Here is a 25973-nt window from a genome sequence, read left to right as displayed (position 1 = left end):
AACAATTAAAGACTTACAAAAAAATACTTTAATTACTCATTACCAAGCCTTAAAAAATATTTAGGCTCTTCGAAACTTACTAGTTTCTTCAAAAACATGCTCTAAAATAGATTGGTCTATTTCAGTAAATTCTAGTGCTCTTCTAGACATAACAACTTTACAAACCTCGAAAGCTTTTTTTGTTAAATACGTTGTAAAACCAGCACTTCCTCCCCAACTATAACTTGGCACAAAGTTTCTTGGAAAACCACTTCCAAAAATATTAGCGTTTACACCTACAACAGTTCCTGTATTAAACATGGTGTTAATACCGCATTTACTGTGGTCTCCCATCATTAAACCGCAAAATTGTAAACCTGTTTTAGCAAAACCTTCGGTTTCGTAATCCCAAAGCCTAACCTCTGCATAATTATTTTTCAGGTTAGAATTATTAGAATCGGCACCCAAATTACACCATTCTCCTATTACAGAATTTCCTAAAAAACCATCGTGTCCTTTATTAGAATACCCAAATAAGACAGAGTTATTAACTTCTCCTCCAACTTTACTATGTGGTCCTACAGTTGTTGCTCCATAAATTTTTGTTCCAAGTTTTAAAGTCGCATTATCACACAAAGCCAACGGTCCACGAACCATACTACCTTCCATAATTTCTGCATCCTTACCTATATAAATTGGACCAGAACTTGCATTAAGTGTTGCAAATTCAAGCTTTGCTCCTTCTTCTATGAAAATATTTTCAGGAGCTATTACATTATTAGATTTAGGTATTGGTTGTGTTTCCCTATCCTTTGTTAACAACTCAAAATCTTGAGCAATTGCATCTGCGTTTTTAGAAAAAATATCCCAAGTGTGCTCTATAATTAATAAATCTCCCTCAAACTCTATAGCTTTAAAAGTAGATAAATCGATATCTTCTTGATCTTCTTCAGTAAAGAAAGCGACAACTTCTTCATCCTTAAAAATTGCCTGATTTTTCTTCAAGCTCTTAATTTTATCAACCAAATCTTCAGTAGGACAAAAGGAAGCATTAATCATCACATTGTCTTCCATTTCCACCATTGGCCATTTTTCAGACAAATAATCTTCTGTTATAGTAGTTGTAGTTGCTAGTAAATGTTTTTCCCATTTTTCGCGAATGGTCAAAATACCTACTCTAATATCTGCAACTGGTCGCGTATAAGTAAATGGTAATAATTGGTTTCTTGCAGGACCATCGAAGAGAATGTAATTCATAAAAAAGTAAAGATTAAAAGCTATAAAGTAAAAGTTAAACTTACTTTTTCTTTAGAACTTAGGGTTAAAACAAAAATAGTCTAAATACTGAAAACAAAAAAGTCCTTTCAATTTTAAATGAAAGCTTTTTAATATATTGTAGTTTAAATTATTTTTTAAACTTAGCGTATTTAGTTTTGAACTTATCAATACGACCAGCTGTATCTATTAATTTAGATTTACCTGTATAAAATGGATGAGATGTTCTAGAGATTTCCATTTTAACTACTGGATACTCAACACCATCTACTTCGATAGTTTCACTTGTATTTGCTGTAGATTTTGTTAAAAATACGTCTTCGTTAGACATGTCTTTAAATGCTACTAGTCTATAATTTTCTGGATGTATACCTTTTTTCATCGCTTTATGCTTTAATTGTATTCTAAATTCGAGGTGCAAATTTAGTCATTTTTTGCAAACTCACACTATTATTTTAAAAATAATTTAAACTTATTTCTGTAACGTTTTTTTATCTTTGGCAACTAACCATTATAATTAACTTAAAAACTACAAATATATGGAAACATCAACAAAATCATCTGCAATTAATCTTGGCCTTTATTTAGGAGGATTAATGTCAATTATTACCATTTTAGGTTATGCCCTATATCTAGAACTTTTAACTAAATGGTGGCTTGGAATAATACTATTTATCGCAATTATCGCATTTGGAATAGTCTCGGCTTTAAAATCGAAAAAAATGCAAGACGGTTTTATTACTTTTAAAGAAGCCTTTAGCTCTTACTTTATTACTGTTGCCATTGGAATATTAATTAGTATGGTTATAAGTATTATAATTTTCAATTTTGTTGATCCTGAAGCTGCCTTAGCTTTAAAAGAGAAAACAATTGAAGCCTCTGTACAAATGATGCGCAGTTTTAATGCTCCAGAAGAAGCTGTTGCGACAGCCGTAGAACAGATGGAAGCTCAAAAAAATCAATTTTCTATAGCACCTCAATTACAATCGAATGCAATATTTTTAATTATTCAGGCAGTAATAGGTCTTATTGTAGCTTTAATAGTTAAAAGAGACCCAGAAAAGGCATTATAGGCTTATATTTGAAGTATCAATTTCAAAATAATATATGGACATATCTGTAGTCATACCACTACTTAACGAACAAGAATCTCTCACAGAATTACACGATTGGATTGCAAAAGTTATGCAATCCAATCGTTTTTCTTATGAAATAATCTTTATAGACGACGGTTCTACAGATGGTTCTTGGCAAACTATAGACACACTTTCTAAAACCGATGCTAATGTAAAAGGCATACGGTTTCTAAAAAACTTTGGAAAATCTCAAGCATTACACGCTGGGTTCGAAAAAGCACAAGGTGATGTTATTATTACTATGGATGCCGATTTACAGGATAATCCAGAAGAAATACCTTCGCTTTACAATAAAATTACTACGGAGCATTTTGACCTTGTTTCTGGTTGGAAAAAGCAACGTTACGATAATAAACTTACCAAAAACTTACCGTCTAAATTATTTAATTGGGCAGCAAGAAAAACATCTGGCGTAAAACTTAACGACTTTAATTGTGGCTTAAAAGCCTACAAAAATATTGTTGTAAAACATATAGAAGTAAGTGGAGAAATGCATAGATACATTCCGGTACTAGCCAAAAACGCAGGTTTCACAAAAATTGGAGAGCAAGTTGTACAGCACCAAGCAAGAAAATATGGTGAAACTAAATTTGGAATGGAACGCTTTATCAATGGTTTTCTAGATTTAATTACCATTTGGTTTATATCGCGTTTTGGAAAAAGACCAATGCATTTATTTGGAGCATTAGGCGTTATTATGTTTGCTATTGGCTTGGCTTTTTCATTATATTTAGGAATAGACAAGTTGTTTTTTCATACAGATGGAAGATTAATAACACAAAGACCTCAGTTTTACATTGCGCTAGTTACCATGATTATTGGTACCCAATTTTTTATTGCTGGATTTTTAGGTGAAATAATTTTACGCTCTAAACAAAACAAAAAACGTTATTTGGTAAAAGAGGAATTAAACTTAAATGCCAAAACACTAACTTAACATAGAGCTAAATATATTCTTTTATATTATGCTTATTTTTATATTCTATTAACTTACTATCCTACTCATGATACATATAGAACCAAAATTATTAGATAGAGTCAATACTTGGTTAACTCCAGCGTTTGACAAAGACACTCAATTACATATTAAAGATCTTATAGGTACAAATCCTAAAGAACTAAAAGAAAGTTTCTACAAAGATTTAGAATTTGGAACTGGTGGCATGCGCGGTGTAATGGGAATTGGTACTAATAGAATTAATAAATATACATTAGGAAAAAATACGCAAGGCATTAGCGATTATATGCATAAGGTTTTTCCTAACGAAACATTAAAAGTTGCTATTGCTTTTGATTGTAGACACAATAGTAAAAGCTTAGCTAAGGTAGTAGCAGATGTGTTTTCGGCCAATAATATTGAAGTCTTTTTATTCGAAGACCTTCGCGCAACTCCAGAATTATCTTTCGCTTTAAAACACTTAAACTGCCATTGTGGTATTGTTTTAACAGCTTCACATAATCCTCCAGAATACAACGGTTATAAAGTATATTGGCAAGATGGCGGACAATTGGTTCCACCGGAAGATGCTGAAATTATTTCGGTTATTAATAATTTAGACTATGCTGAAATTAAATTTGATGCAAATGAAAAATTAATTCAATATATAGGTAAAGAAGTAGACGACGTTTTTATTAATGCCTCTGTTAAAAACGGAAGCTTTAATACTTCCGCGGAAGCGAGAGAAAATTTAAACATCGTATTTACATCTCTTCACGGAACATCTATTACAGCAGTACCAGAAACATTAAATCGTGCTGGTTACACCAATGTTAATATAGTTGAAGAACAACGCGAACCAAATGGCGATTTCCCAACAGTAGTCTCTCCAAATCCAGAAGAGCCAGAAGCTTTAAAAATGGCTATGGAATTGGCGAGTAAAACAGATGCCGATATTGTAATTGGTACAGATCCAGATTGCGACAGATTAGGCGTTGTTGTTAGAGATCTAGATAACGAACTTGTTATTTTAAACGGAAATCAAGCGATGTTATTAATGACGGATTTCTTATTAAAACAATGGCAGAGTGAGAACAAAATTAACGGCAATCAATTTATTGCTAGTACTATTGTTTCTACACCAATGATGAGCGTTTTAGCCGAATCTTACAACGTAGAGTCTAAAATTGGTTTAACCGGTTTTAAATGGATTGCTAAAATGATAAAAGACTTTCCTGAACTTGACTTTATTGGTGGTGGTGAAGAAAGTTTCGGGTTTATGGTTGGCGATTTTGTTCGCGATAAAGACGCTGTTACTTCTACTCTACTAGCATGCGAAATTGCTGCTCAAGCAAAAGCAAAAGGCAGCAGTGTTTACCAAGAGCTAGTTAAACTTTATGTAGCACATGGTTTATACAAAGAACGTTTAGTTTCTATAACTAAAAAAGGAATTGAAGGTGCTCAAGAAATAAAGCAAATGATGATTGATGCCCGCGAGAATCCATTGAAAAATGTAAACGGTGAAAAAATAGTTTTAATAGAAGATTATCAGTCTTCTATTGCAAAGAACATTCAAAGTCAGGAAGAATATATTTTAGATGTTCCAAAATCTAATGTTTTAATTTATTATACAGAAGATGGTAGTAAAATTGCCTTAAGACCTAGCGGAACGGAGCCTAAAATTAAATTTTATATTAGTGTAAACACGACATTAGACAATGTGTCTGCTTTTAAAGAAACGGAACAACTATTGGAAAATAAGATTGATGCTATTTTAAAAGACATGCAACTTAATTAGATGAAAAAAATAATAATTCAATTATTACCTTTTATAAAAAATTTTAAGAAACACGTGATTTTAAACGTGATTTTTAATGTTTTAAATGCATTGTTTACAACATTATCTTTTGTTGCATTAATACCAATGCTTAATGTATTATTCGATAAAACTAATAGAGTAACAAAAGAACCTGTATTAAAAGGCATTGGTAATTTATTAGACTATGGAAATGATTTACTAAACTATAAAGTAAGTGGATATCTACACAATGACAATGAACAAATGGCTTTAGTTGTTGTAATAGCAATTGTTATTTCTACTTTCACATTAAAAAATCTTTTTGGCTATTTAGCTAACCAACATGTAATGTATCTAAAAAACGGAGTGTTAACTGCGTTAAGAAATGATATGTATGATAATATTATTAATCTGCCTTTAAGTTTCTATTCTAAAAGACGTAAAGGAGACATTATGGCTAGAATTTTAGGCGATATTGGAGAAATGCAAAATTCTTTATTTATCGTCTTAGAATTGATTGTTAGAGAACCTTTAAACATCATATTTGCGATAGGAACAATGTTTCTTATCAATTGGAAGCTTTCAATTTTTGTATTAGTATTTATACCAACTGCTGGATTTGTTATTTCAAGAATTGGAAAAAAACTTAAAAGCCAATCATTAACAGCACAACAAGAATCTGGTAGATTAATTTCTATAGTTGAAGAAACTCTAACAGGATTAAAGATTGTTAAAAGCTATACTGCAGAACCTGTTTTTAAAAATAATTTTAAAAACTCTGCAGATAGATTATTAAAACTATCTAATAGTATTGGTCTTAAAAACAATCTTGCTGGTCCTGTTAGTGAAATTTTAGGTATTATAACCATTGCTATATTATTATGGTATGGTGGAAAATTAGTATTAATAGATAAAGTTATTGAAGGCACAACTTTTATTGGTTTTATGGTTCTTGCCTATGGTATTTTAACACCAGCAAAAGCAATAAGCAAAGCATCTTATCGCGTTAAAAATGGAATTGCTGCTGCAGATCGTGTATTCGAAATTTTACACGAAGAAGATACAATGCCAGATGCTTCAAATGCTAAATCATTAGACCATTTTAATAATGAAATAGCAATTAATAATATTACTTTTAAATACGACAACGATCCTGTTTTAAAGAATTTCTCTATTAAAGTACCAAAAGGAAAAACAGTTGCATTGGTAGGACAGTCTGGTTCAGGAAAAAGTACGATTGCAAATTTACTTACTCGTTTTTACGATGTAAACGAAGGTAGTATAGAAATAGATAACAATAACATTAAAGACATTACTAAGAAATCGCTTCGTGGTTTAATGGGTTTAGTGACACAAGATTCTATTTTATTTAATGACACTATTAAAAACAATCTTTTAATTGGTAAAGAGAACGCTACAGAAGAAGAAATTATAGAAGCCTTAAAAATAGCTAATGCCTGGGAATTTGTAAAAGATTTATCTAAAGGTATAGAAACTAATGTAGGAGATGCTGGAAACAATTTTTCTGGAGGACAAAAACAACGCTTAAGTATTGCAAGAGCTGTTTTAAAGAATCCTCCAATTATGGTTTTAGACGAAGCCACCTCAGCATTAGACACAGAAAGCGAGCGCATAGTTCAAGTTGCTTTAGAAAACATGATGAAAAACAGAACCTCTATTGTAATTGCGCACAGACTATCTACGATTCAAAACGCAGATGAAATAATTGTTATGCATAAAGGAGAAATTGCAGAGCAAGGTAAACACAGTGAACTCATTGCTTTAAATGGCATTTACAAAAAGCTTGTCGACATGCAAAGTTTTGAATAATTAAAGATATAGCAGTAATAAATAAAAAAAGGATAAACATAACGTTTATCCTTTTTTATTCTACGAATAGATTTGGGGCATCTAAAACATAAGTATTATTTTCTAAAACAAATTTATACTAATTTTAGTTACCAACCTAACTTTATTACTTTTAATCGCTTAAAAACATCTTTTAGTCGGATTTACTGTTAATAAAATTGTTAAAAACAGGAGTGCCAGCCTATAAATAAATCCAGTGATCTTTTCAATTTATAAAAAAATTAAACCTATTTTAAACTAAATTGAATTATAGTAGTCTAAAAGAAAATCGATTTAGTGAACGCAGAAACCGAACTTATATCTCAACTACAAGCTAAAGGCAATAAAGATGCTGCTTTTAGAGAGCTTGTAGCACAATATAAAGAACGTTTGTATTGGCATATTAGAAACATTGTAAAGTCTCATGACGATGCAGATGATGTGTTACAGAATACATTTATAAAGGTTTATAGAAGTATCGATGGTTTTAAAGGTGACAGTAAACTCTATTCTTGGCTCTATAGAATTGCAACTAACGAAGCTATTACCTTAATAAACAAAAATGCAAAACGATTACAAATCACTAATGAAGAAGCTCAAAACTTAGCCATAAACAATATGGAATCTGATGTTTATTTTGAAGGTGACGCTATACAACTTAAGCTTCAAAAAGCAATTGCAACCTTACCAGAAAAGCAACAATTGGTTTTTAATATGAAATATTTTCAAGACATTAAATACAAAGATATGTCTGAAATTTTAGATACTAGTGAAGGCGCTTTAAAAGCTTCTTATCACATAGCAACAAAAAAAATTGAAGCCTATTTAACGAATAATTAAACTATTTGATGATTTTGAAGTCCTAATAGTAGTAAACAATTAAATATTTCCGATGTATCGGAAAGTAAACATGAAAAACGAAAACTTACATAACATTAAAGATTCAGGATTTAAAATTCCTCAAAATTATTTTGAAGGATTAGAAGACTCCATTTTAGCCGAAGCTAAACTTAAAAATTTAGTAAGTAATTCTGGTTTTAAAACACCCGAAGGTTATTTAGATAATTTTACTGTTTCTGTAAAAAAAGAAACAAAAGTTATCTCTATTTTCTCCAAGAAAAATATGCTAATGGTTTCAAGCATCGCTGCAGCATTAGTATTGTTCTTTAGCTTAAACGTTTTTGATAATTCACCTTTATCCTATAACGATTTAGATACAACTACTGTAGACAATTACATTTTAGATGAAACTGAAATTGGAGATTTAACTGCTCTTTTTCAAGATAATGAGTTAAGCGAAGGACAGTTTATTGAGTATACAATAAGTGACGAAACATTAAACAGTTACTTAGAAGATGAATATATTCAAGATTTATATTCAAAAAAAAATTTAAAAAATAAAAACAAAAATGAACCGAGCGTAAAATAAATTTAAATTAAAGAATACAAATTTTAATACACGAACACATTTTACCTCTAAAAAAATAAAAGCAAAGATGAAAACAATATTAATACCCTTTTTCGCTTTACTATTGTCAATTAATAGTCTTGCACAAAAGCCCGATAAGGAAAAAATAAAAGCCTTAAAAGTGGCTCATATTACAGAACAATTAGATTTAACTGCAAAAGAAGCTCAAGCTTTTTGGCCAGTTTACAATGCTAACCAAGAAGTACACTATAAACTTAGACACAATAAGGTAAGAAATCGATTAGAAGAATTATCTTGTTCAGACTCTGAAACTATAATAACTGAGACGGAGGCAAAAGAACTATTAGAAAAGATTTCAAAAATTGAAGATACTAAGTATAAAACTGAAAAAGATTATTATCAAAAATTAAGTTCAATTCTTTCTTCAACAAAAATTTTAAAACTAAAATTTGCCGAATACTCTTTTAGATCAAAAATGATAAAAGAATTTAAAAGCAGGCATAAAGGAGAAAAGTCAAAAAAATAATTAAAAAAAAAGCAGCCATTGGCTGCTTTTTTTATGTAAAAAATTTATCTAAAAGTAAGTTTAGCAATCCTCTTACTCCCTGCTGCATAAGCAACACTATCGTTTACAAAACGAAGTGTGTAAAAACCTTCGTCGCTTAAATGCTTCCAGGAATCTCCTGCATCGTTAGAGTAATCTATGCCTTTAAAACCAATGGCAACTAATTCTTTAGCTTCCCTACCTGGAATGTACTGTACGCAACTTCTATAACCAGGGTTTTGGTTTTTCGCAACTAATTGCCACGTTTTACCACCATCTGCCGTTCTTATTTTATTAGCAGAACTGTCTGCTGGCTTTGTGTAATCTCCTCCTATGGCAAATCCGTTTTTATTATCGTAAAAATCTAAACTATACATACCTTGTGGTCCGTTACCTTGTACAATTGGAGTATTAAAAACTTCCCAAGTTTCTCCTTTATTTGGAGAATACAAAATACGGCTTGCTCCTCCTCCAGTAGCGACCCAAGTTTCGTCTCCTATTATTGCAATATTGGTATCGCTTGCTGCAAAGGCTGCTTCGTCCTTTTTAGCTTTTGGTAAAATATCGCAAGATAATTTTGTCCAGGTGTTTCCACCGTCTCTAGTAATTATTATACTCAAACAATCGTCTGTAGGATCACCTATAGCAATACCTTCTTTATCGTTCCAGAAAGCCATAGCGTCATAGAATGCTTTTTCGTGATCTTCTTGGTAAACAATTGTAGTTTCTTGGTCTCCTATTTTATACAAATAAGTTGGGCTTGCCACAGATAAAGCAAAACCTGCTTCGCTAGTACTCGCAAAAGCTCTAAAATTTAATTCTTCCTTCTCTTCATCAATTTCTATTGGATAAACTACCTCATCTTCATCTATCATACCTCCTTCTCCATTAGAAGTCAGGAAAAACAGTCCTTCATATCCCTTTACTAGTTCTAAAGCGCGAACATTTAAAGTAGAATCTTTAATTAATAAACCTATTTCTACTTCTGAAAGTTCTCTAGGAATAAAAAACTCTTTTTTCTCTTCTTCTTTCTTACAAGAAAATATTGATAATGTAATACATAAGGTGATTAAAAACTTTTTCATTTGCTGTTTTGATTTTCTTAATTTCTTAATTTCTATAAAAGTAAAAAAGCTTCACGACATAATCGTGAAGCTTTTAAAAAATAGTCGATCTTACTTTAATATTGATATAAAACGTATAAATCATATTACACAACTAATATGTTAGCATAGTGCATATTTGTTTACAAAACGCTTGCGTCTCTTAGTTCCTTTACAATCAAATTCAAAAAAAACAAAAGAATCTACTTATAACAAAAATTAATAATAGAAATTTTCACTACGCTTCTAATACTGCTTTCAAATAAAAAAGCTTCACAAATAATTGTGAAGCTAAAAAAACAAAAAAATGCTATCAATCAATTCTCATCTTTAAGTGCTTTAATATCTGTTATTAATTGTGCAATTGAGGCTCTATTTAAACCGTTGTAAATCCCTCTTATATGCTTATTCTTATCTATTAATAAAAAGTTTTCAGTATGAAGAAAATCATCAATAGTTTTTACTTCTCCTAAGTCACTTTCTACAAAATAATGATCTCTTCCAAGCGCATAAATTTCATTTCTATCACCTGTAACTAAATGCCATTTGTTATCTATAACATTATTGTTATTAGCATAGTTTTTTAGAGCAGAGACTGTATCTGTATTTGGCATTACTGAATGCGACAATAATAAAATGTCGTCATCCTCTTTAAATTCTTCCTGAATTTTCGTCATATTGTCAGTCATTTGTGGACAAATACCAGGACAGGTTGTAAAAAAGAAATCCGTTATATATATTTTATTTTGAAAAGTACTTTGTGAAATAGTATCTCCTAATTGGTTTAACAATTTGAAATCGGGAATTTTATGAAAACTTTTTTCTTCTTTAGAACCAGGCGTCAACCAATGAGGAGTAAAAGATTCGTCTTGATAAAACGGTAAATAATCTACTCGACTAGTTTCAACAACTTTAATATTTTCTTTTTTTATCTGTTCTTTACAACTTATTGTAAGTACTAATAAAAATAGTAATACGATTCTATATTTTTTTATTTCTAATAATAACTTCATCTTCTAATCTATAACATGAATTTGCTCTACTTAAACCAAAAATACGACCATTTTTAGCTTCATAATTAACATATTGTTTACCGTTAGCTAACCAAGCTTTTTGGAAACCATGTTCTTTTCCATCAACAAAGTTTCTTAATTTAAACAATTGCCCACTTGAATACCATTTTCGCTCAACGCCTTGCTTAACGCCTTTCTCGTAATAAGTTTCTCCTGATAAAACACCATTATCCCACCATGTTTTATACTCACCTACTAAACGGTTGTTTTCGTAATAAGATTCCAACTGAAGGGTTTCGTTTTTGGTCCAGCGTCTAGCAACACCTTCTCTTCTACCATTGTAAAATCCCCATTTTTCTTCTAAAGTACCATTTGGATATAACTTTATAGAGTAGCCGTTGAATGGTTTACCTTTATAATACCATCTTCCTTTATTACCATTAAGAACTAATTCTTTTTTTAGTACTTCAACAGTATCTATAACAATAGTTAAATCCTCATTAGTAACGGTATTAGCACTTTTACTAGATGAAGCTTCATTACAACTCGTTATTGAAAAAGTAATAAGTATAAAAAAAAGAATTGGTTTCATATTTTATAAATGTTAGTATCCTTGAAAAGGTCCTGCAAAAAGAACATAGGCAGGTGTATATGCGTAATTACCTGTAGTATAGACTTCATTAATAATATGATAATGATACTCTTCCTCTCCAGCTGTATACTGTGTAGTAGATGTATGACCTCCTGACGCATCTAAATCTGTAGGATTTGTTCCTGTAGAATTACATTGTCTTCCATAAATAAATACACCATCAAGCAATATACCAACTAAACTATCATCATCGCTAGAAATTGGTGTAGGTTCTAAGTGATAATGATACACACCAGGACCTTTATGACCACCAGCCCAATCTAAACTTCCAGCAGCATCATCTAAATCTCCTGCACCTTCTTGGTCATTAAATATAGATGCACCACTAACCGCAATACCGATAGTATTTAATTGTGTAGAAACAGTACTACCCGTTAAATTTGGTATGGCATCAACTGTAAAACTTGCAGCCTCTCCTTGACCTCCACCAATATAAGTGTTTTGAGTTGTTTTCACAACACCGGCACTAGTTTCATCAAGATAAAGTGCATTATCCTCTTCCCAATAAATTGAAGTATGATCTGGAAAACCTGTTGTTTCAATATAGACTTCAGTTCCATCATCTGATAAAATAGCGGTAACTGCATCTGCATTAAACGCTCCATAGGCAGCATGCAACTCTGTTACTACTTCTTCGTCTGCAATTTCATCGGTATCATTACTATCTGCACTTGTTGAACTATCATCGTTACTAGTACACGCAAATACAGCAAAAGCTGTAATTGCAGTTAATATTAAAGGTTTAAAATTTGTTTTCATGTTTATATATATTTATTGTTTTAGTCTTTAGATGCTGAAATAAAATAAAACTTGTGTTTTATTTTAAAAATTTTATTTTTTATCTCTTACCTCCTCTTCTTTCAGGTTTAGGTGCTTTTTCTAACTCTTCTTTAGAAATAAAACCATCACTATCTGTGTCTATTTTTGAGAAACCATCTTTTAATGGTCCTTTTGCTTCATCTTTAGAAATCTTACCATCGTTGTTAGTATCCATTTGTTCTAACATTTGAGCCGCATTAGGACGTTCTCCACCACCTTGTTTACCTACTCTTCTTTCGGTTTGCTCACTTTTACTAGTTGTTGTATTTGAGTTTGTAGTACCGCAGCTTGTAAATATTACTACTAAAGTTACTACTGCTATATTTCTTAATTGTGCCTTCAATTATTCTGTTTTTAAATATTAATTATTTTTTTGTTTTTGTTAGTTCTTCTTTTGAAAGAAAACCATCTTTATTCGAATCTATTTGAGTAAAATCTTGTTTTAAGGGACCTTTTGCTTCATTTAATGAAATTTTACTGTCTTTATTTGCATCCATTTGTTCTAAAATTTGAGCTATGCTAGGTCTTCCTCCTTCTCTCCCTCCTTGTCCTTCTCCTCTTGGCGGTCCTTGTTGTTGTGTCTCTACCTCTCCCATAACACAACGTCCTACATATGGAAACTCATTAGTTACAAAATACATATATTTTCCATCGATGGTAATACCATTACACTCATCTAAATCGCCATAAGTATCTACATATTCGTAATCTGAACCATAAGTACCATCATGATGACCGCCTAACGATATATCCATATGTTCCATAGGATTATCGTAAGTACAATTCTCTCCTTCTCTATTACCTTCTAATAATTTATAACTTGGTTTATATTTTCCGCTTTTTGAGTAATACATTGGAAAACCATCATGTGCAAAACCTATATGAACTAGGTCTTCGCCTGTGTCAAATTTTTCAATCATAGATGTTGGTGTACCATGATAATGGTATGTTCCTGTTGGTTGTACGTGTGCATGATTAAAGTCTAAACCTAAGTCAATTACATTTTGTATTGCTTCTACTCTATAATTTTCTCCAGTTTCACAAACAACAACCTCAGCCGTTTGAGGTTCAAATTTAATACCATTAAGTGCTACACCTGGCTCTCTCATCCATTGAGATTCACCTGTATATTTTGGGTTTAACGGAAAAGTATAGGTTATATTTTGAGCAGAAATACTATTTGGATTACCTTGATTTGGAAATACTCCAGTTTTATGATTTGGTAAAGAATTGGTTACCATAACACGATCGTTACCTAAAATTGTAACCTCTGTTTTGGTACCATAACTTTCATCTTCTAAACTATACGCTTCAAAATAATTATTTTTGTCGTTAACATTATTTTCGTCATTGTGTGAGTGGTAATCTACTCCGTTGTGACTATGTTTATTTTTATGACTATTACAACTAACTAGTAGACCAATAGTAAAAATAGCTATAATTTTACAATTATTTTTCATCGTTTCGTTTAGTATTAAAAACTTAATCTCTTTTTCTTTTTTTGAATTATCATCTTTAGAGTTTGCGTAATAGGCTTCTAACTCTGCCAAATCAAGTTCGCCATCACCATTCGTATCTATTTCTGCAAAGTTTTCAGTTAAATCATGCTTTCTTTTTACTGCAATTTCTAACGCGTTCAATAAACCATCTCCGTTATCGTCGACTTCTTTTATTAACTTTTTAGGAGATACTTTTTTAGGTTTTCTTTTAGATGATCTATTCTCTAAAGAATCTTTTAATTCTTCTAAATCGATGAATGAGTCTTCGTTACTATCTATTTCGTCGAAATCTTCAGCAATTTTCCCTCTTTTATCTTTGGAAGCTTCATCTTTATCGATTTTCTCATCGTTATTAGTATCTAACTTAGAAAAGATTTCTGAAGCATCAGGCTGTCCGCCTCTTTGTCCACCACCTTTTCCACCTCTACCACCGCCTGGAGGTCCTTGTGCATATAAACCTATAGTTAGTAGTAATGTAAAAATTGTAAGTGTTAGTTTATTGTTCTTCATTTTAATTTGCTTTTAATGTTTAGATGTATAATTTTAAAATAACTTGCGTTAGATTATTATATTTTTCTAAATACCTAATTCTACATTTAATTTAGATGCTATAGCTTTTGTTTTATCTCTTAAACTTATACTATTTGCTAATTGTATTTCTGTTTGTATTAACCTATCAACCATAGCATTTTGATAGCCTCTACTATTTAAAAGGGCGACATAATTAGATTGTATCGAAAAAGAGTTTGCTGTTTTAAAGCCAATGTCTCGGTTAGAAATAATATCTAATAAAGAAACATGCAATTCTATTTCTGGTTTTAAACGGTTTGTAATAATGTTTTCAATTTTAGCTTCCTGACTGTTAAAATTGTCTAATTCGTTTGGGTAAGATGCTATTAAATGTTTTAATACTGCACTTTCTATAAACTCAAATTTATTTGTGCTATTTATTGAGTTTATTGCGCCATCATGTAATTGAGTTAGTTTATAGTTAAGTAAAACAATATCCTTTTTTAATTGAGTTGTTATCTCTTCTGGTTGCAAACCAACATTCCTTATTGTGTTACTAATTATTTTTACATTTTCTGAATATCTATATATTGAAGAATCCAAAATTTTTAAATTAGAATCTAACTCTTCGTTTAAACTTTGATAGATTTTATGCTCTACAATTTTATTTTTTCGTATTTCATTTAAACTATTAATTTTCCAGGCAATTAAAATACCGATAACAATTAATACAATTTCTCCAAAAGCATAAATTAAATAGCTTCTAGTTTTTCCTGAAGCAATTAAAGTTCTTCTAAGTTTTCTGAAAATCTTCATTCTTTGTAGTGCTTTAAAAATTACAATAATTTACTTTTTTATAAAAAAAGACTCCATAACTTTTACATTACAGAGCCTTTTCACATTAACCAACCAAAAATTTAATAAAAAATTAATTTAAATAATCACTTGCAGCACTTGCTCTTGCTGAAACATGAGTATTAAGTTCGTTTACTGCACTTTGAAAATCTGAGCTATTATTTAAAAACGTATAACCTTCAATTTCCGAGATTGCGTATGGTTGTACTAATGATGCATAAGTAGAATAAGTGGACTGCATTGTGCTTACATTAAATGCTCCATCTACAACTTCTTGAACATAAGTATCGTATTGAGATTTATAAACCGAGTCTTGATACAGATAACCAATTAAAGGCCATTCGCTCGCGTTTAATCCAGAAAAATCTAACGGTAAAGCACCTTGCATATTCCCAGTTTCTAGAGCTTCATTATTATCCCAAGGAATCCAAGTTAGCTTGCTAGTATCTGGGTTATTATATAAGAAGTAATTATGCGTCATTCTACCATAAGTATCCCAATTTTGAATCACTGTATTTACTGCCAGATATTTTAAAAACACATCCGTATCTAAAACAGCATCAAGATTTGTTCTCCAAGCCACAGGATCTGTAGTTCTAGTGTCATCATGTAAAATGGATAATAAGCTTTCTATATCAGAAAAATCACCTTCATCTTCGTTTGTTTTCTTTACATATTCAGATTCATTATAAGTACCTAGAGCAAAAGTTGCTGCATCTCCATCTGGCTTATATAAATTACCATTATCGTCTGAGAATTGTTCGTCTAATACAGTATCATCCACTTCTTCAACTAAAGTATAAACTCCAAAATATTCAGGTCCATTTCCATGATCTACATAAACAGTATAAAATGCAGCATGAGAAGATACTAAACCTGCATTTCTAAACACATCTGTAGCTACTTTTTCTCGAAGCATAGAATTGTCGTTAAAATTATTTTTAAGACTTAATTTTTTAAAACCATAGAAACGCTGGTTATCAATTTGAGGATAATCATCTTCAAACTCATCGAAATCTAATTTAAAAGACAGTTTTAAAATACCACTTTCCCAACTTGTTTTTAAACTTGAATTTCCTTTAAAACGGACACCAACTCTATACCATTCTTTTCCATTATAAAACACTTCACCTGGTACAAAAATTGGATCTTCCTCATCTAAAGCAGTTTCAACCGGACCTCCTGGACCACCACCTACTGGTCCTCCAGCTCCAACTGCTCCAGAACCAAACGTTCCGTAAAGATTGGTCATGTCGTCCAACATACTTTGCCAACGTGTTTCTGTAATAACAATATCTAGTCTTTTTACTGCATTATCTTCAAAGACTTCGTCAAAATTAGGGTCTGCATCTTTACTATGTGTTTCTGCTGTCCAATCTGTTGCTACAAAATCGCTATCGTCTGCTTCTTCTGCTGCTTCCTCGTCTGCAACTACAGCTGCAATATCTTCATCGCTAGCACAGGCGTTAAATGTTAATATAGTGGCTCCAAATGTTATTGCTACAATAAATAGGTTTAGGTTTCTTTTTAATCTTTTCATTCCGTTTATTTTTGGTTTATTTAACTGCTAATTAGTATTTTCTAGTTTCTTTCTCTTCTTTTTGGCTTTGGTGCTTTTTTTAATTCTTTTTCAGAAATAAAACCATCTTCATCTGTATCTATTTTAGAAAAGTCTTCTTTTAACGGACCTTTAAGCTCTGATTTTGAAATCTTTCCATCTTCATTTTTATCCATTTCTTTTAATAACTCGCTAAACGTAGGAGGTGTTTTTTCTTTTCTGTTTTCCGATTGTCCAAAAGAAATATTACCGACTAATACTGTTAGTCCAAAAACTAATATTGCTGTTTTAAATGTGTTGCTTTTCATAATCTAAATTTTATTTGTTATGTACTTTTAGATGCTACATAAACAAATAACTTGTGCGTGCTTTTGTTAAAAAAAGCACAAAAAAAAGACCTTTATATAAAATAAAGGCCTTTTAAAATCTATCTGTAAACAGTAGCTATTCTGGTCTATTCGGTCTTCCTCCTCTTGGGCCTTCTGCTCCAGGTCTATCTGGTCTACGTGCTTTTTTTATAATATCACTAAAGCGCTGTTTTTGCTCTGCATTACATAAATTATAAATGCCGCGAAGTCTATTAAAAATAGCTTTTTCTTTTAGAACTTCATTTTCTGAAATTAATATTATTAAGCTATCTATTTCATCTTGATTAACTTCTGAAACTGAAATTTTTCGAAACAATTCATCTTTATAAACCTTAACATTATCACCAATATTTCTCATACTGTCGTGATGGCTTTTTTCTACACTCCTAAATTGCTTTAATTGTGTCTCATTTAACCCTAATGCTTTTACAATAAATTCACCATTTTCTTTTGGCCCTTTATGTTCTGGTCTTCCTAAATAATTATATAAGAAAAAACCATTCATTATTATTAATACTACAAGGAGTATATATAAAACGTCGTTTTTTTTCATAACAATTAATTAAAAAGTGAAGATTCATTTTCTGCTGTAATTCCATAATCTGAAGCAAAACTTGAAACTGAAGCTTCATATTTAGAACTCTTTATTTGGTTTATGGCGTAAACATTAACAAAAACAATACAAGCTAAAGTTGCTAATTGCAGTTGCGGTGTAAACCAATTCCATATAGATACAGATTTAATTTCTTCTTTTTCGCTAAATAAGCGTTGCATAGTCTTATCCTTAAAAAAAGGAGGTGTTTTAACGCTTTCTATTTTATCAAAGACTTCTAAAGTCTTTTTAATCTTATCTTGTATAATCATAATCGTATTCTTTACTATATTCTTTTAGATGCAAATTGTTTTAAAAACTTGCGCTAACTATTATTTTTATAAAAATTTTCTAATAATTTTTGTAAGCTCTTTTTAGACCTAAACATTAAAGACTCTACTGATGACAGGCTCTTATTTGTAATCTCACAAATTTCCTTATAACTTTTACCATCTATTTTATGAAGTGTAAAAACAATACGCTGCGCTTTTGGTAATTGATTAATCGCATAAAATAAAGCCTCACTATCTTCTTTATTTTCTAATATTATTCCTGGATGATTCATATCCGTAAAATAAGACGTCTTATCCATTGGTATTGCATTTCCTGTAATAGATTGCAAAAAAGCAAAACGTTTTTTAGTGTTTTTCTTTCTTATAAACTCTAAACACTTATTGGTTGTAATTCTATAAATCCAAGTAGATAATTTAGAATCACCTTTAAACTTATGTATAGAATTAAACACTTCAACAAAAACTTCTTGTGCAATATCCTCGGCATCTTCAGTATTAGGCACAAACGAAATACAAGTCGCAAATACCTTTTGTTGAAAATCGTCCAAAAGAGTACTGTAAGCCAGCTGGCTTTTATTTATTAATTGTTTTATGAATTCTGTGTCAGTCAAAAAAAAGAATTAGAAAATTATATTAATAGTATTTAGATGCAATAGAAATTAAAAACTTGTGCAAAAATATTTTTTTTCGAAAAGATAACACTTTAGTTAAACTCTTCAACTATTAAACTTTTAATGTACCTTTGTAAGCTGAATTAAACATCAAAATAACTTGGTTTTTATTCTATTAAATATTGAAAATGAGATTACATAGAAATTTATGTTTTGCTACGGTTGATGGATTATTACTAATCTTTAACGAGGGAAAATACGCAGATAAAGTAGTACAACAACTTTTAAAACGAGATAAGCGTTGGGGAAGTAGAGATCGTGGTTTTGTAGCCGAAACAACATACGACATTGTGCGTTGGAAACGTCTGTATGCTGAGATTGCAGAGGTTAAAGAACCTTTTTCGCGTGACGACGTTTGGCGTTTATTTGCGGTTTGGGCAACACTAAAAGGTATTAAATTACCAGACTGGACTTATTTTGAAAACACACCTACAAGAAAAATAAAAGGACGTTTTGATGAATTATCTAAAGTTAGAAAAATAAAAGAATCTTTTCCAGATTGGATGGATGAACTTATTGTAAGTGAGCTTGGCGAAAAAGTATGGAACAAAGAAGCTACTGCTCTTAACCAACAAGCCGATGTTATTTTAAGAGTAAACACACTTAAAACAACAAAAGAGCAATTAAAAACAGCTTTATTCGATTTAGACGTTGAAACTGAAGAATTAAAAGGACACCCAAGTGCTTTAAAACTTGCTGAGCGCGGAAACGTGTTTACTACAGAAGCTTTTAAAAACGGGTGGTTTGAAGTACAAGACGCATCTTCTCAACTAGTTGCAGAATTTCTTGACGTAAAAGGTGGAATGAAAGTTGTGGATACTTGCGCAGGTGCAGGTGGAAAAACGTTACACCTTGCTGCCTTAATGGAAAATAAAGGTCAGATAATTGCAATGGATATTTATGAGAATAAATTAAAAGAATTAAAGCGTCGTGCAAAACGTGCTGGAGCTCACAACATAGAGATGCGAGTTATAGATTCTACCAAACCAATTAAAAAATTATACGATAAAGCAGACCGTGTTTTAATAGATGCACCTTGTTCTGGATTAGGAGTATTGCGCAGAAATCCTGATGCAAAATGGAAAATGCAACCAGAATTTATTGAGAAAATTAAGAAAACGCAACAAGAAATATTAAACTCATATTCTAGAATGGTGAAACCAGGTGGAAAGTTAGTTTATGCTACTTGTTCTATTTTACCTTCTGAAAATAATGAACAAGTTGATAATTTCTTAACATCGGAAAACGGAAAAGATTTTACCTTTGTAAAAGATAAAGTAATATTATCTCACGAATCTGGTTTCGACGGATTCTATATGGCATTATTAGAAAAGAAATCTTAATATTAATAAACCCTTACTTATGAAACAATTTTACTTATTAGTTTTAACAATTTTAATTTCTGCATTTGGTTATGCACAATTAACACCACCAGCAGACCTTCAATCTTATTATAGCGATGTAGATTTTACGCAAACACAATTAGATCTATTTGATGATTTAGCAACAACAACAATTAACGCTCATGCAAATTTCTTAAGCTATTCTAATGTTTGGGACGCTTCAAAAATAACCGATTTAGATCCAAATAATCCTAACAATGTTTTTCTTATTTACGGTTGGGAAAATGGTTCGGATGGCGATATAACTAATGATTTATCTAGAAGTAAGAACAGTAACGGAGGCGGTACTGGAGATTGGAATAGAGAGCACACTTATGCAAAATCTTTAGGGAATCCAAATTTAGGAACTTCTGGTCCTGGATCTGATGCACACCATTTACGTCCTTCAGATGTGCAACGTAATGGAGAAAGAGGTAGCCTTAGGTTTGCTGCAGGTTCTGGAAACTCTGGTACAACTTCTAGTGGATGGTATCCTGGAGATGCAACAGTTGGCGGTACAGATTGGAGAGGAGATGTTGCTAGAATGATGATGTATATGTACTCACGTTATGGTACGCAATGTTTACCTTCAAACGTAGCAAATGGTATCACTAACAGTGTAGATACAAACATGATTGATTTATTATTAGAATGGAATGCTGCTGATCCTGTATCTTTAATTGAAGATAATAGAAATACTTATCATGGAGACACTTCAAATACTCATGCTCAAGGTAACCGTAATCCTTTTATAGACAACCCTTATTTAGCAACTGTAATTTGGGGAGGAGTTCCTGCAGAAAATAGATGGGGAGCTCAACCTCCTGCGGATACAGAAGCACCAACAGATCCAACAGCATTAGTTGCAAATAACCCAACAGAAAACAGTATTGACTTATCATGGACCGCTTCTACAGACAACACTGCGGTAACTACTTATATTATTTATGTTGATGGTACACTTTACACATCTACAAACTCAACAGCGACTACTTATACTGTAACTGGGTTAGCTCCAGAAACAACTTATTCTTTTACTGTTTTAGCTAAAGATGCTGCAAACAATGAGTCTTCTCTAAGTAATGCTGATACAGAAACAACGTTAGCAGGAACTCCAGCGGGAACAAGTTGTATAACTCCAGTTGAACAAGATTTTGAACTAATGCCAGCCAATAGTAGCTCATATTCATCAAGAGCATGGACAGATAGTTATGGAGAGTGGAATGCAACTAGAGCAAGAACAGATCAAGATATAGCTGGCTCTAGAGCAATAGTAATTGACACAAGAACCAACAGCGCAGGTACCTTAACTTCTCCTCTAATAGCAGGTGGAATAGGAGAATTAACCTTAACAACTCAGCAAAAATACTCAGGATCAGGAGGTACACTTAGTATTTATGTAAATGGTGTTCTTAAAGGTAATACAACTTACGATTCAACTGTACAAACAACAACAATCTCTGGTATAGATACAGAAGGTAACATTACAGTAGTCATTCAAGACGACGATACTTCAAATGGAGCTAGAGTAGCAATTGATAATTTAAGCTGGACATGTTATACATCATTAAGCGTTGATGAATTTGCTTTAAATACTATTAAAATATACCCAAATCCTGTTAAAGGAAATCTTTTAAATATTGAAGCAAAAGAAGCTACTCGTTTTGAAATCTACGATATTTTAGGGAAGAAAATTTTAGAAGGAAATGTTACACCAACGAACAATCAAGTGAACGTTTCGAAATTAAATAAAGGCGTTTTTATCTTAAAATTAGAAACACCTAATGGAAGTATATCTAAGAAATTAATTAAAAGTTAAATTCTAATAATACATATTAAAAAAGCGATTCTAAACGAATCGCTTTTTTTTTGGTTAATAACCACGTGGATAACTATAAAATTAAGTCACGTTTTTAGGAAAAACTTATAACTAAAAAACCTAAATTTGTTGTTTTAAAAATAACTTCAAATAACTATATAATGATCCATTTCTTCGGAAACCAAAACAGTAAAGTCTTTGCTGTTCAAGCTACAAAAGAATTATCAACAGAAACCATCTCAAAACTGACTTGGTTATTTGGCGACCAACCAAAAATAAATGCAGCGTCTTTAGACGCTTTTTTTATTGGCCCGCGTGCTGCTATGATAACGCCTTGGAGTACCAACGCCGTAGAAATCACCCAAAACATGGGTATAATTGACATTATTAGAATTGAAGAATTCTCGGCTTCAACAGAAAACTTTAAGGATTTCGATCCTATGATTTCTGAAAAATACAAAAGCTTAAATCAAGAGTCTTTTATTATTGATATAAAACCAGAACCTATTCTTAATATCGAGGATATTTCTGCTTATAACAAACAAGAAGGTTTAGCCCTAAATAATGAAGAAGTTGAATACCTTGAAGGTGTTTCAAAAAAAATAGGCAGACCTTTAACAGATTCTGAAGTGTTTGGTTTCTCTCAGGTTAATTCTGAGCATTGTCGTCATAAAATATTCAATGGTACTTTTATTATTGATGGTGAAGAAAAACCAACATCACTTTTTAAATTAATAAAAGAGACTGCAAAACAACATCCTAACGATATTGTTTCTGCTTATAAAGATAATGTGGCTTTTATTAAAGGCCCAAAAGTGGAACAATTTGCTCCTAAAACAGCAGATAAGCCAGATTATTATACAACTTCAGATTACGACTCTGTAATCTCAATAAAAGCGGAAACACATAATTTCCCAACAACAGTAGAGCCTTTTAATGGAGCTGCAACAGGTGCTGGTGGAGAAATTAGAGATCGATTAGCTGGAGGAAAAGGATCTTTACCATTAGCAGGAACAGCCGTTTACATGACGTCTTATTCTCGTTTAGAAGAAAACAGACCTTGGGAACAAAAAATGGAAGCTAGAGATTGGTTATACCAAACGCCTGTAGATATATTAATAAAAGCTAGTAATGGTGCTTCAGACTTTGGTAACAAATTTGGTCAGCCATTAATTTGTGGTTCGGTATTAACTTTCGAACACGAGCAAGATGCTAGAAAAATTGGTTTCGATAAAGTTATCATGCAAGCTGGTGGTATTGGTTACGGTAAAGCAGAGCAAGCTTTAAAAGACACTCCTAAAGTAGGGGATAAAATAGTAATACTTGGTGGTGAAAATTACCGCATTGGAATGGGTGGAGCTGCTGTTTCTAGTGCAGATACAGGAGAATTCGCTTCTGGTATTGAACTAAATGCAGTACAACGTTCTAATCCAGAAATGCAAAAACGTGCCGCAAACGCCGTTCGTGGCATGGTTGAAAGCGAAGAAAACTTTATTGTTTCTATTCACGATCATGGAGCTGGAGGACATTTAAACTGCTTAAGTGAATTAGTAGAAGATACTGGTGGAAAAATTGATTTAGACAAATTACCTGTTGGAGATCCAACATTGTCCGCTAAAGAAATAATTGGTAACGAATCTCAAGAACGTATGGGATTAGTAATTGCCGAAAAACATTTAGAGACTTTAAATAAAATTGCAGAACGCGAACGTTCTCCTATATATACTGTTGGTGAAGTTACAGGAAACCATCGTTTTACTTTCGAGTCTAAAACAAAAGGTGATAAGCCAATGGATTTAGCATTAGAAGACATGTTTGGGAGTTCTCCAAAAACAATAATGAACGATGTTACTGTAGATAGAAACTATGGTGAACTAAAATATAATCCAGATGAATTTTACAACTATTTAGACCAAGTATTACAGTTAGAAGCCGTTGCTTGTAAAGATTGGTTAACAAATAAAGTCGACCGTTGTGTTGGCGGTAAAGTCGCAAAACAACAATGTGTTGGGCCTTTACAAATACCTTTAAATAATGTGGGCGTTATGGCTCTAGATTATAAAGGAAAAGAAGGTATTGCAACGTCAATTGGCCACTCTCCTATCTCAGGATTAATTAATCCAGTAGCAGGAAGTAGAAATAGTATTACTGAGGCTTTAACAAATATTATTTGGGCTCCTTTAAAAGATGGATTACAAAGTGTATCTCTATCTGCAAATTGGATGTGGCCTTGTAAAAATGAAGGTGAAGATGCACGTTTATACGAAGCTGTAAAAGCCATTTCAGAATATGCTATAGATTTAGGTATTAACGTGCCAACTGGAAAAGATTCTCTTTCTATGAAGCAGAAATATCCTAACGAAGAGGTTATATCTCCTGGAACAGTAATTATTTCGGCTGCGGGCAATTGTAACGCTATTTCTAAGGTTATAGAGCCTTTATTCAAGAAAAATGCAGGAGATGTATATTACATTAACTTATCTCAAGACGATTTTAAATTAGGAGGAAGTTCTTTCTCTCAAATTTTAAATACAATTGGTAATGATGCGCCAAATGTTAATGACTCTGCATTTGTAAAAAATGTTTTTAATACTATCCAACAATTAATAAAGGATGAGCAAATTGTTGCAGGACACGATGTGGCTTCTGGTGGATTAATTACTACTTTATTAGAGTTATGTTTTGCTGATACTAATCTTGGAGCAGAATTAGATATTACTGCACTAAACCAAAAAGATTCTACCAAAGTATTATTTGGAGAAAATTCTGGTATTGTTTTTCAGTCGAAGGACGCTTCAATAGAAAAAGTATTAAAAGAGGCTAACATAGAGTTTTTCAACATAGGAAAAGTTACAGAAAGCGATACATTAAGCGTAATTAATCAAGCTGAAGTTTTTACTATGACTGTTTCTAGACTTAGAGATGTTTGGTACAAAACGTCTTTTCTATTAGACCAAAAACAAACGGCTAATAATTTAGCTGAAGCACGTTACAACAACTATAAAAATCAGCCATTAAAATATACTTTTCCAAAACATTTTACAGGAAAACTACCAGTAATAGGAAACACAAGACCAAAAGCAGCTATTCTTCGTGAAAAAGGAAGTAATTCTGAACGTGAAATGGCAAACGCTATGTATTTAGCTGGTTTTGATGTAAAAGATGTGCATATGACCGATTTAATTTCTGGTCGCGAAACGCTTGAGGATATTCAGTTTTTAGGAGCTGTTGGAGGTTTTTCAAATTCTGATGTTTTAGGTTCTGCTAAAGGTTGGGCTGGTGCAATAAAATATAACGAGAAAGCAAACAAAGTCATTAACGATTTCTTTAGTCGTGAAGATACTTTATCTGTTGGTATTTGTAATGGTTGCCAGTTATTTATGGAATTAGACCTTATTAATCCAGAGCATGATGTACATGGTAAAATGATTCATAACGAGTCTAAAAAACATGAAAGTTCTTTTACTTCAGTAGCTATTCAAAAAAATAATTCTGTAATGCTATCTACTTTAGAAGGTACAGAATTAGGTGTTTGGATCTCTCACGGCGAAGGTAAATTCAACTTACCAAAAACCGAAGATCAATATAATATTGTAGCTAAATATGGTTACGAAGGCTATCCTAATAATCCAAATGGTTCGGACTTTAACACAGCAATGCTTTGTGATAAAACAGGAAGACATTTAGTAACAATGCCACATATTGAGCGTTCTACTTTTCAATGGAATTGGGCAAACTATCCTGAGAACAGAAAAGATGACGTTTCACCTTGGTTAGAAGCGTTTACAAATGCTAAACAATGGATTGACAATACTAAGAAGTAATAATTACTTCTATTAAAATAAAAACGGTTTAAGATTCAATTCTTAAACCGTTTTATTTTTTTATAACAT

At 31.7% G+C, this 25973-nt stretch carries 24 protein-coding genes; 10 read left to right on the top strand and 14 right to left on the bottom strand.

The features are described 5' to 3' along the window. Positions 1-60 precede the first annotated feature (60 nt). Together ASC44_RS15035 and ASC44_RS15030 are read right to left on the bottom strand one after the other, a co-directional pair. Positions 61-1236 (bottom strand): GlmU family protein, encoded by a 1176-nt coding sequence (locus ASC44_RS15035; RefSeq protein ID WP_055448444.1) that lies wholly within the window; start codon positions 1234-1236, stop codon positions 61-63. Positions 1237-1384: 148 nt separating this feature from the next. Then, entirely contained in the window at positions 1385-1636 is a 252-nt protein-coding gene (locus tag ASC44_RS15030) for a type B 50S ribosomal protein L31 (RefSeq protein ID WP_055448443.1), read from the bottom strand. A gap of 157 nt (positions 1637-1793) precedes the next feature. Here ASC44_RS15030 and ASC44_RS15025 point away from each other — a divergent pair, with 157 nt between their 5' ends. The 7 genes from ASC44_RS15025 (at position 1794) to ASC44_RS14995 (ending at position 8928) form a co-directional block, all read left to right on the top strand. Beyond that, positions 1794-2327, top strand: a complete 534-nt coding sequence (locus tag ASC44_RS15025; RefSeq protein WP_055448442.1) for a DUF4199 domain-containing protein — start codon at positions 1794-1796, stop codon at positions 2325-2327. A 34-nt stretch (positions 2328-2361) separates the two neighbouring features. Next, a complete protein-coding gene (locus tag ASC44_RS15020; protein WP_055448441.1) occupies positions 2362-3327 on the top strand; it encodes a glycosyltransferase family 2 protein in 966 nt (321 codons plus the stop codon). 67 nt (positions 3328-3394) lie between these two features. After that, positions 3395-5125 (top strand): phospho-sugar mutase, encoded by a 1731-nt coding sequence (locus tag ASC44_RS15015; RefSeq protein WP_152973348.1) that lies wholly within the window; start codon positions 3395-3397, stop codon positions 5123-5125. Then, complete coding sequence (locus ASC44_RS15010; protein ID WP_055448440.1) at positions 5126-6955, top strand: ABC transporter ATP-binding protein; 1830 nt, start codon at positions 5126-5128, stop codon at positions 6953-6955. It abuts the gene before it with no gap. Positions 6956-7270: 315 nt separating this feature from the next. Beyond that, positions 7271-7813, top strand: a complete 543-nt coding sequence (locus tag ASC44_RS15005) for an RNA polymerase sigma factor (RefSeq protein WP_055448439.1) — start codon at positions 7271-7273, stop codon at positions 7811-7813. 70 nt (positions 7814-7883) lie between these two features. Then, on the top strand, positions 7884-8402 hold the full coding sequence (locus tag ASC44_RS15000; RefSeq protein WP_152973347.1) for a hypothetical protein: 519 nt from the start codon (positions 7884-7886) through the stop codon (positions 8400-8402). Between the two features lie 67 nt (positions 8403-8469). After that, on the top strand, positions 8470-8928 hold the full coding sequence (locus ASC44_RS14995) for a hypothetical protein (RefSeq protein WP_055448437.1): 459 nt from the start codon (positions 8470-8472) through the stop codon (positions 8926-8928). Between the two features lie 44 nt (positions 8929-8972). Here the strand turns inward: ASC44_RS14995 and ASC44_RS14990 are convergent, their stop codons facing one another. The 12 genes from ASC44_RS14990 to ASC44_RS14935 form a co-directional block, all read right to left on the bottom strand. Next, positions 8973-10031, bottom strand: coding sequence for a WD40/YVTN/BNR-like repeat-containing protein (locus ASC44_RS14990; RefSeq protein ID WP_055448436.1), 1059 nt, complete (start codon positions 10029-10031; stop codon positions 8973-8975). A gap of 335 nt (positions 10032-10366) precedes the next feature. Continuing rightward, entirely contained in the window at positions 10367-11062 is a 696-nt protein-coding gene (locus ASC44_RS14985; protein WP_055448435.1) for an SCO family protein, read from the bottom strand. Beyond that, on the bottom strand, positions 11031-11654 hold the full coding sequence (locus ASC44_RS14980) for a toxin-antitoxin system YwqK family antitoxin (protein WP_055437615.1): 624 nt from the start codon (positions 11652-11654) through the stop codon (positions 11031-11033). The genes ASC44_RS14985 and ASC44_RS14980 overlap by 32 nt, the downstream gene beginning before the upstream one ends. A 12-nt stretch (positions 11655-11666) precedes the next feature. After that, the gene (locus tag ASC44_RS14975; RefSeq protein ID WP_055437614.1) at positions 11667-12473 is read right to left on the bottom strand and encodes a YHYH protein; all 807 of its coding nucleotides are present in this window, start codon (positions 12471-12473) and stop codon (positions 11667-11669) included. A 79-nt stretch (positions 12474-12552) separates the two neighbouring features. Continuing rightward, entirely contained in the window at positions 12553-12876 is a 324-nt protein-coding gene (locus tag ASC44_RS18390) for an EF-hand domain-containing protein (RefSeq protein WP_055448434.1), read from the bottom strand. Positions 12877-12898: 22 nt separating this feature from the next. Next, a complete protein-coding gene (locus tag ASC44_RS14965; protein ID WP_083476320.1) occupies positions 12899-14542 on the bottom strand; it encodes a YHYH protein in 1644 nt (547 codons plus the stop codon). 66 nt (positions 14543-14608) lie between these two features. Then, positions 14609-15358: a hypothetical protein gene (locus ASC44_RS14960; protein WP_055448433.1), complete on the bottom strand. Its 750-nt coding sequence runs from the start codon at positions 15356-15358 to the stop codon at positions 14609-14611. 112 nt (positions 15359-15470) lie between these two features. Continuing rightward, positions 15471-16937, bottom strand: coding sequence for a CotH kinase family protein (locus tag ASC44_RS14955; protein WP_055448432.1), 1467 nt, complete (start codon positions 16935-16937; stop codon positions 15471-15473). 41 nt (positions 16938-16978) lie between these two features. Further along, positions 16979-17263, bottom strand: a complete 285-nt coding sequence (locus ASC44_RS14950) for an EF-hand domain-containing protein (protein ID WP_055448431.1) — start codon at positions 17261-17263, stop codon at positions 16979-16981. Positions 17264-17399: 136 nt separating this feature from the next. After that, the gene (locus ASC44_RS14945; protein WP_152973346.1) at positions 17400-17876 is read right to left on the bottom strand and encodes a Spy/CpxP family protein refolding chaperone; all 477 of its coding nucleotides are present in this window, start codon (positions 17874-17876) and stop codon (positions 17400-17402) included. A 5-nt stretch (positions 17877-17881) separates the two neighbouring features. Continuing rightward, the gene (locus ASC44_RS14940) at positions 17882-18187 is read right to left on the bottom strand and encodes a hypothetical protein (RefSeq protein ID WP_055448429.1); all 306 of its coding nucleotides are present in this window, start codon (positions 18185-18187) and stop codon (positions 17882-17884) included. A gap of 53 nt (positions 18188-18240) precedes the next feature. Continuing rightward, on the bottom strand, positions 18241-18819 hold the full coding sequence (locus tag ASC44_RS14935) for an RNA polymerase sigma factor (protein WP_055448428.1): 579 nt from the start codon (positions 18817-18819) through the stop codon (positions 18241-18243). 188 nt (positions 18820-19007) lie between these two features. On the opposite strand from ASC44_RS14935, the gene ASC44_RS14930 reads away from it, so the two are divergent. The 3 genes from ASC44_RS14930 (at position 19008) to purL (ending at position 25904) form a co-directional block, all read left to right on the top strand. Next, positions 19008-20222 (top strand): RsmB/NOP family class I SAM-dependent RNA methyltransferase, encoded by a 1215-nt coding sequence (locus ASC44_RS14930; protein ID WP_055448427.1) that lies wholly within the window; start codon positions 19008-19010, stop codon positions 20220-20222. Positions 20223-20241: 19 nt separating this feature from the next. Beyond that, positions 20242-22080 (top strand): endonuclease, encoded by a 1839-nt coding sequence (locus tag ASC44_RS14925; RefSeq protein WP_055448426.1) that lies wholly within the window; start codon positions 20242-20244, stop codon positions 22078-22080. A gap of 161 nt (positions 22081-22241) precedes the next feature. Beyond that, positions 22242-25904, top strand: a complete 3663-nt coding sequence (purL, locus tag ASC44_RS14920; protein ID WP_055448425.1) for a phosphoribosylformylglycinamidine synthase — start codon at positions 22242-22244, stop codon at positions 25902-25904. Positions 25905-25973: the final 69 nt, after the last annotated feature.

Source organism: Lacinutrix mariniflava (assembly GCF_001418015.1).
Lineage (GTDB): Bacteria > Bacteroidota > Bacteroidia > Flavobacteriales > Flavobacteriaceae > Lacinutrix > Lacinutrix mariniflava.
Note: the sequence above shows the minus strand (reverse complement) of the source record. Positions and strands in the feature narration are given on the sequence as shown.

What these genes read in the sequence shown, in the direction of transcription:
- ASC44_RS14990 (WP_055448436.1), bottom strand. Translation starts at nt 10,031, where the DNA reads ATGAAAAAGTTTTTAATCACCTTATGTATTACATTATCAATATTTTCT.
- ASC44_RS14945 (WP_152973346.1), bottom strand. Translation starts at nt 17,876, where the DNA reads ATGAAAAAAAACGACGTTTTATATATACTCCTTGTAGTATTAATAATA.
- ASC44_RS15030 (WP_055448443.1), bottom strand. Translation starts at nt 1,636, where the DNA reads ATGAAAAAAGGTATACATCCAGAAAATTATAGACTAGTAGCATTTAAA.
- ASC44_RS15000 (WP_152973347.1), top strand. Translation starts at nt 7,884, where the DNA reads ATGAAAAACGAAAACTTACATAACATTAAAGATTCAGGATTTAAAATT.
- ASC44_RS15015 (WP_152973348.1), top strand. Translation starts at nt 3,395, where the DNA reads ATGATACATATAGAACCAAAATTATTAGATAGAGTCAATACTTGGTTA.
- ASC44_RS15025 (WP_055448442.1), top strand. Translation starts at nt 1,794, where the DNA reads ATGGAAACATCAACAAAATCATCTGCAATTAATCTTGGCCTTTATTTA.
- ASC44_RS14925 (WP_055448426.1), top strand. Translation starts at nt 20,242, where the DNA reads ATGAAACAATTTTACTTATTAGTTTTAACAATTTTAATTTCTGCATTT.
- ASC44_RS14940 (WP_055448429.1), bottom strand. Translation starts at nt 18,187, where the DNA reads ATGATTATACAAGATAAGATTAAAAAGACTTTAGAAGTCTTTGATAAA.
- ASC44_RS14995 (WP_055448437.1), top strand. Translation starts at nt 8,470, where the DNA reads ATGAAAACAATATTAATACCCTTTTTCGCTTTACTATTGTCAATTAAT.
- ASC44_RS14955 (WP_055448432.1), bottom strand. Translation starts at nt 16,937, where the DNA reads ATGAAAAGATTAAAAAGAAACCTAAACCTATTTATTGTAGCAATAACA.
- ASC44_RS15010 (WP_055448440.1), top strand. Translation starts at nt 5,126, where the DNA reads ATGAAAAAAATAATAATTCAATTATTACCTTTTATAAAAAATTTTAAG.
- ASC44_RS14960 (WP_055448433.1), bottom strand. Translation starts at nt 15,358, where the DNA reads ATGAAGATTTTCAGAAAACTTAGAAGAACTTTAATTGCTTCAGGAAAA.
- ASC44_RS14975 (WP_055437614.1), bottom strand. Translation starts at nt 12,473, where the DNA reads ATGAAAACAAATTTTAAACCTTTAATATTAACTGCAATTACAGCTTTT.
- ASC44_RS14980 (WP_055437615.1), bottom strand. Translation starts at nt 11,654, where the DNA reads ATGAAACCAATTCTTTTTTTTATACTTATTACTTTTTCAATAACGAGT.
- ASC44_RS15020 (WP_055448441.1), top strand. Translation starts at nt 2,362, where the DNA reads ATGGACATATCTGTAGTCATACCACTACTTAACGAACAAGAATCTCTC.
- purL (WP_055448425.1), top strand. Translation starts at nt 22,242, where the DNA reads ATGATCCATTTCTTCGGAAACCAAAACAGTAAAGTCTTTGCTGTTCAA.
- ASC44_RS15035 (WP_055448444.1), bottom strand. Translation starts at nt 1,236, where the DNA reads ATGAATTACATTCTCTTCGATGGTCCTGCAAGAAACCAATTATTACCA.
- ASC44_RS14985 (WP_055448435.1), bottom strand. Translation starts at nt 11,062, where the DNA reads ATGAAGTTATTATTAGAAATAAAAAAATATAGAATCGTATTACTATTT.
- ASC44_RS14930 (WP_055448427.1), top strand. Translation starts at nt 19,008, where the DNA reads ATGAGATTACATAGAAATTTATGTTTTGCTACGGTTGATGGATTATTA.
- ASC44_RS14950 (WP_055448431.1), bottom strand. Translation starts at nt 17,263, where the DNA reads ATGAAAAGCAACACATTTAAAACAGCAATATTAGTTTTTGGACTAACA.
- ASC44_RS14965 (WP_083476320.1), bottom strand. Translation starts at nt 14,542, where the DNA reads ATGAAGAACAATAAACTAACACTTACAATTTTTACATTACTACTAACT.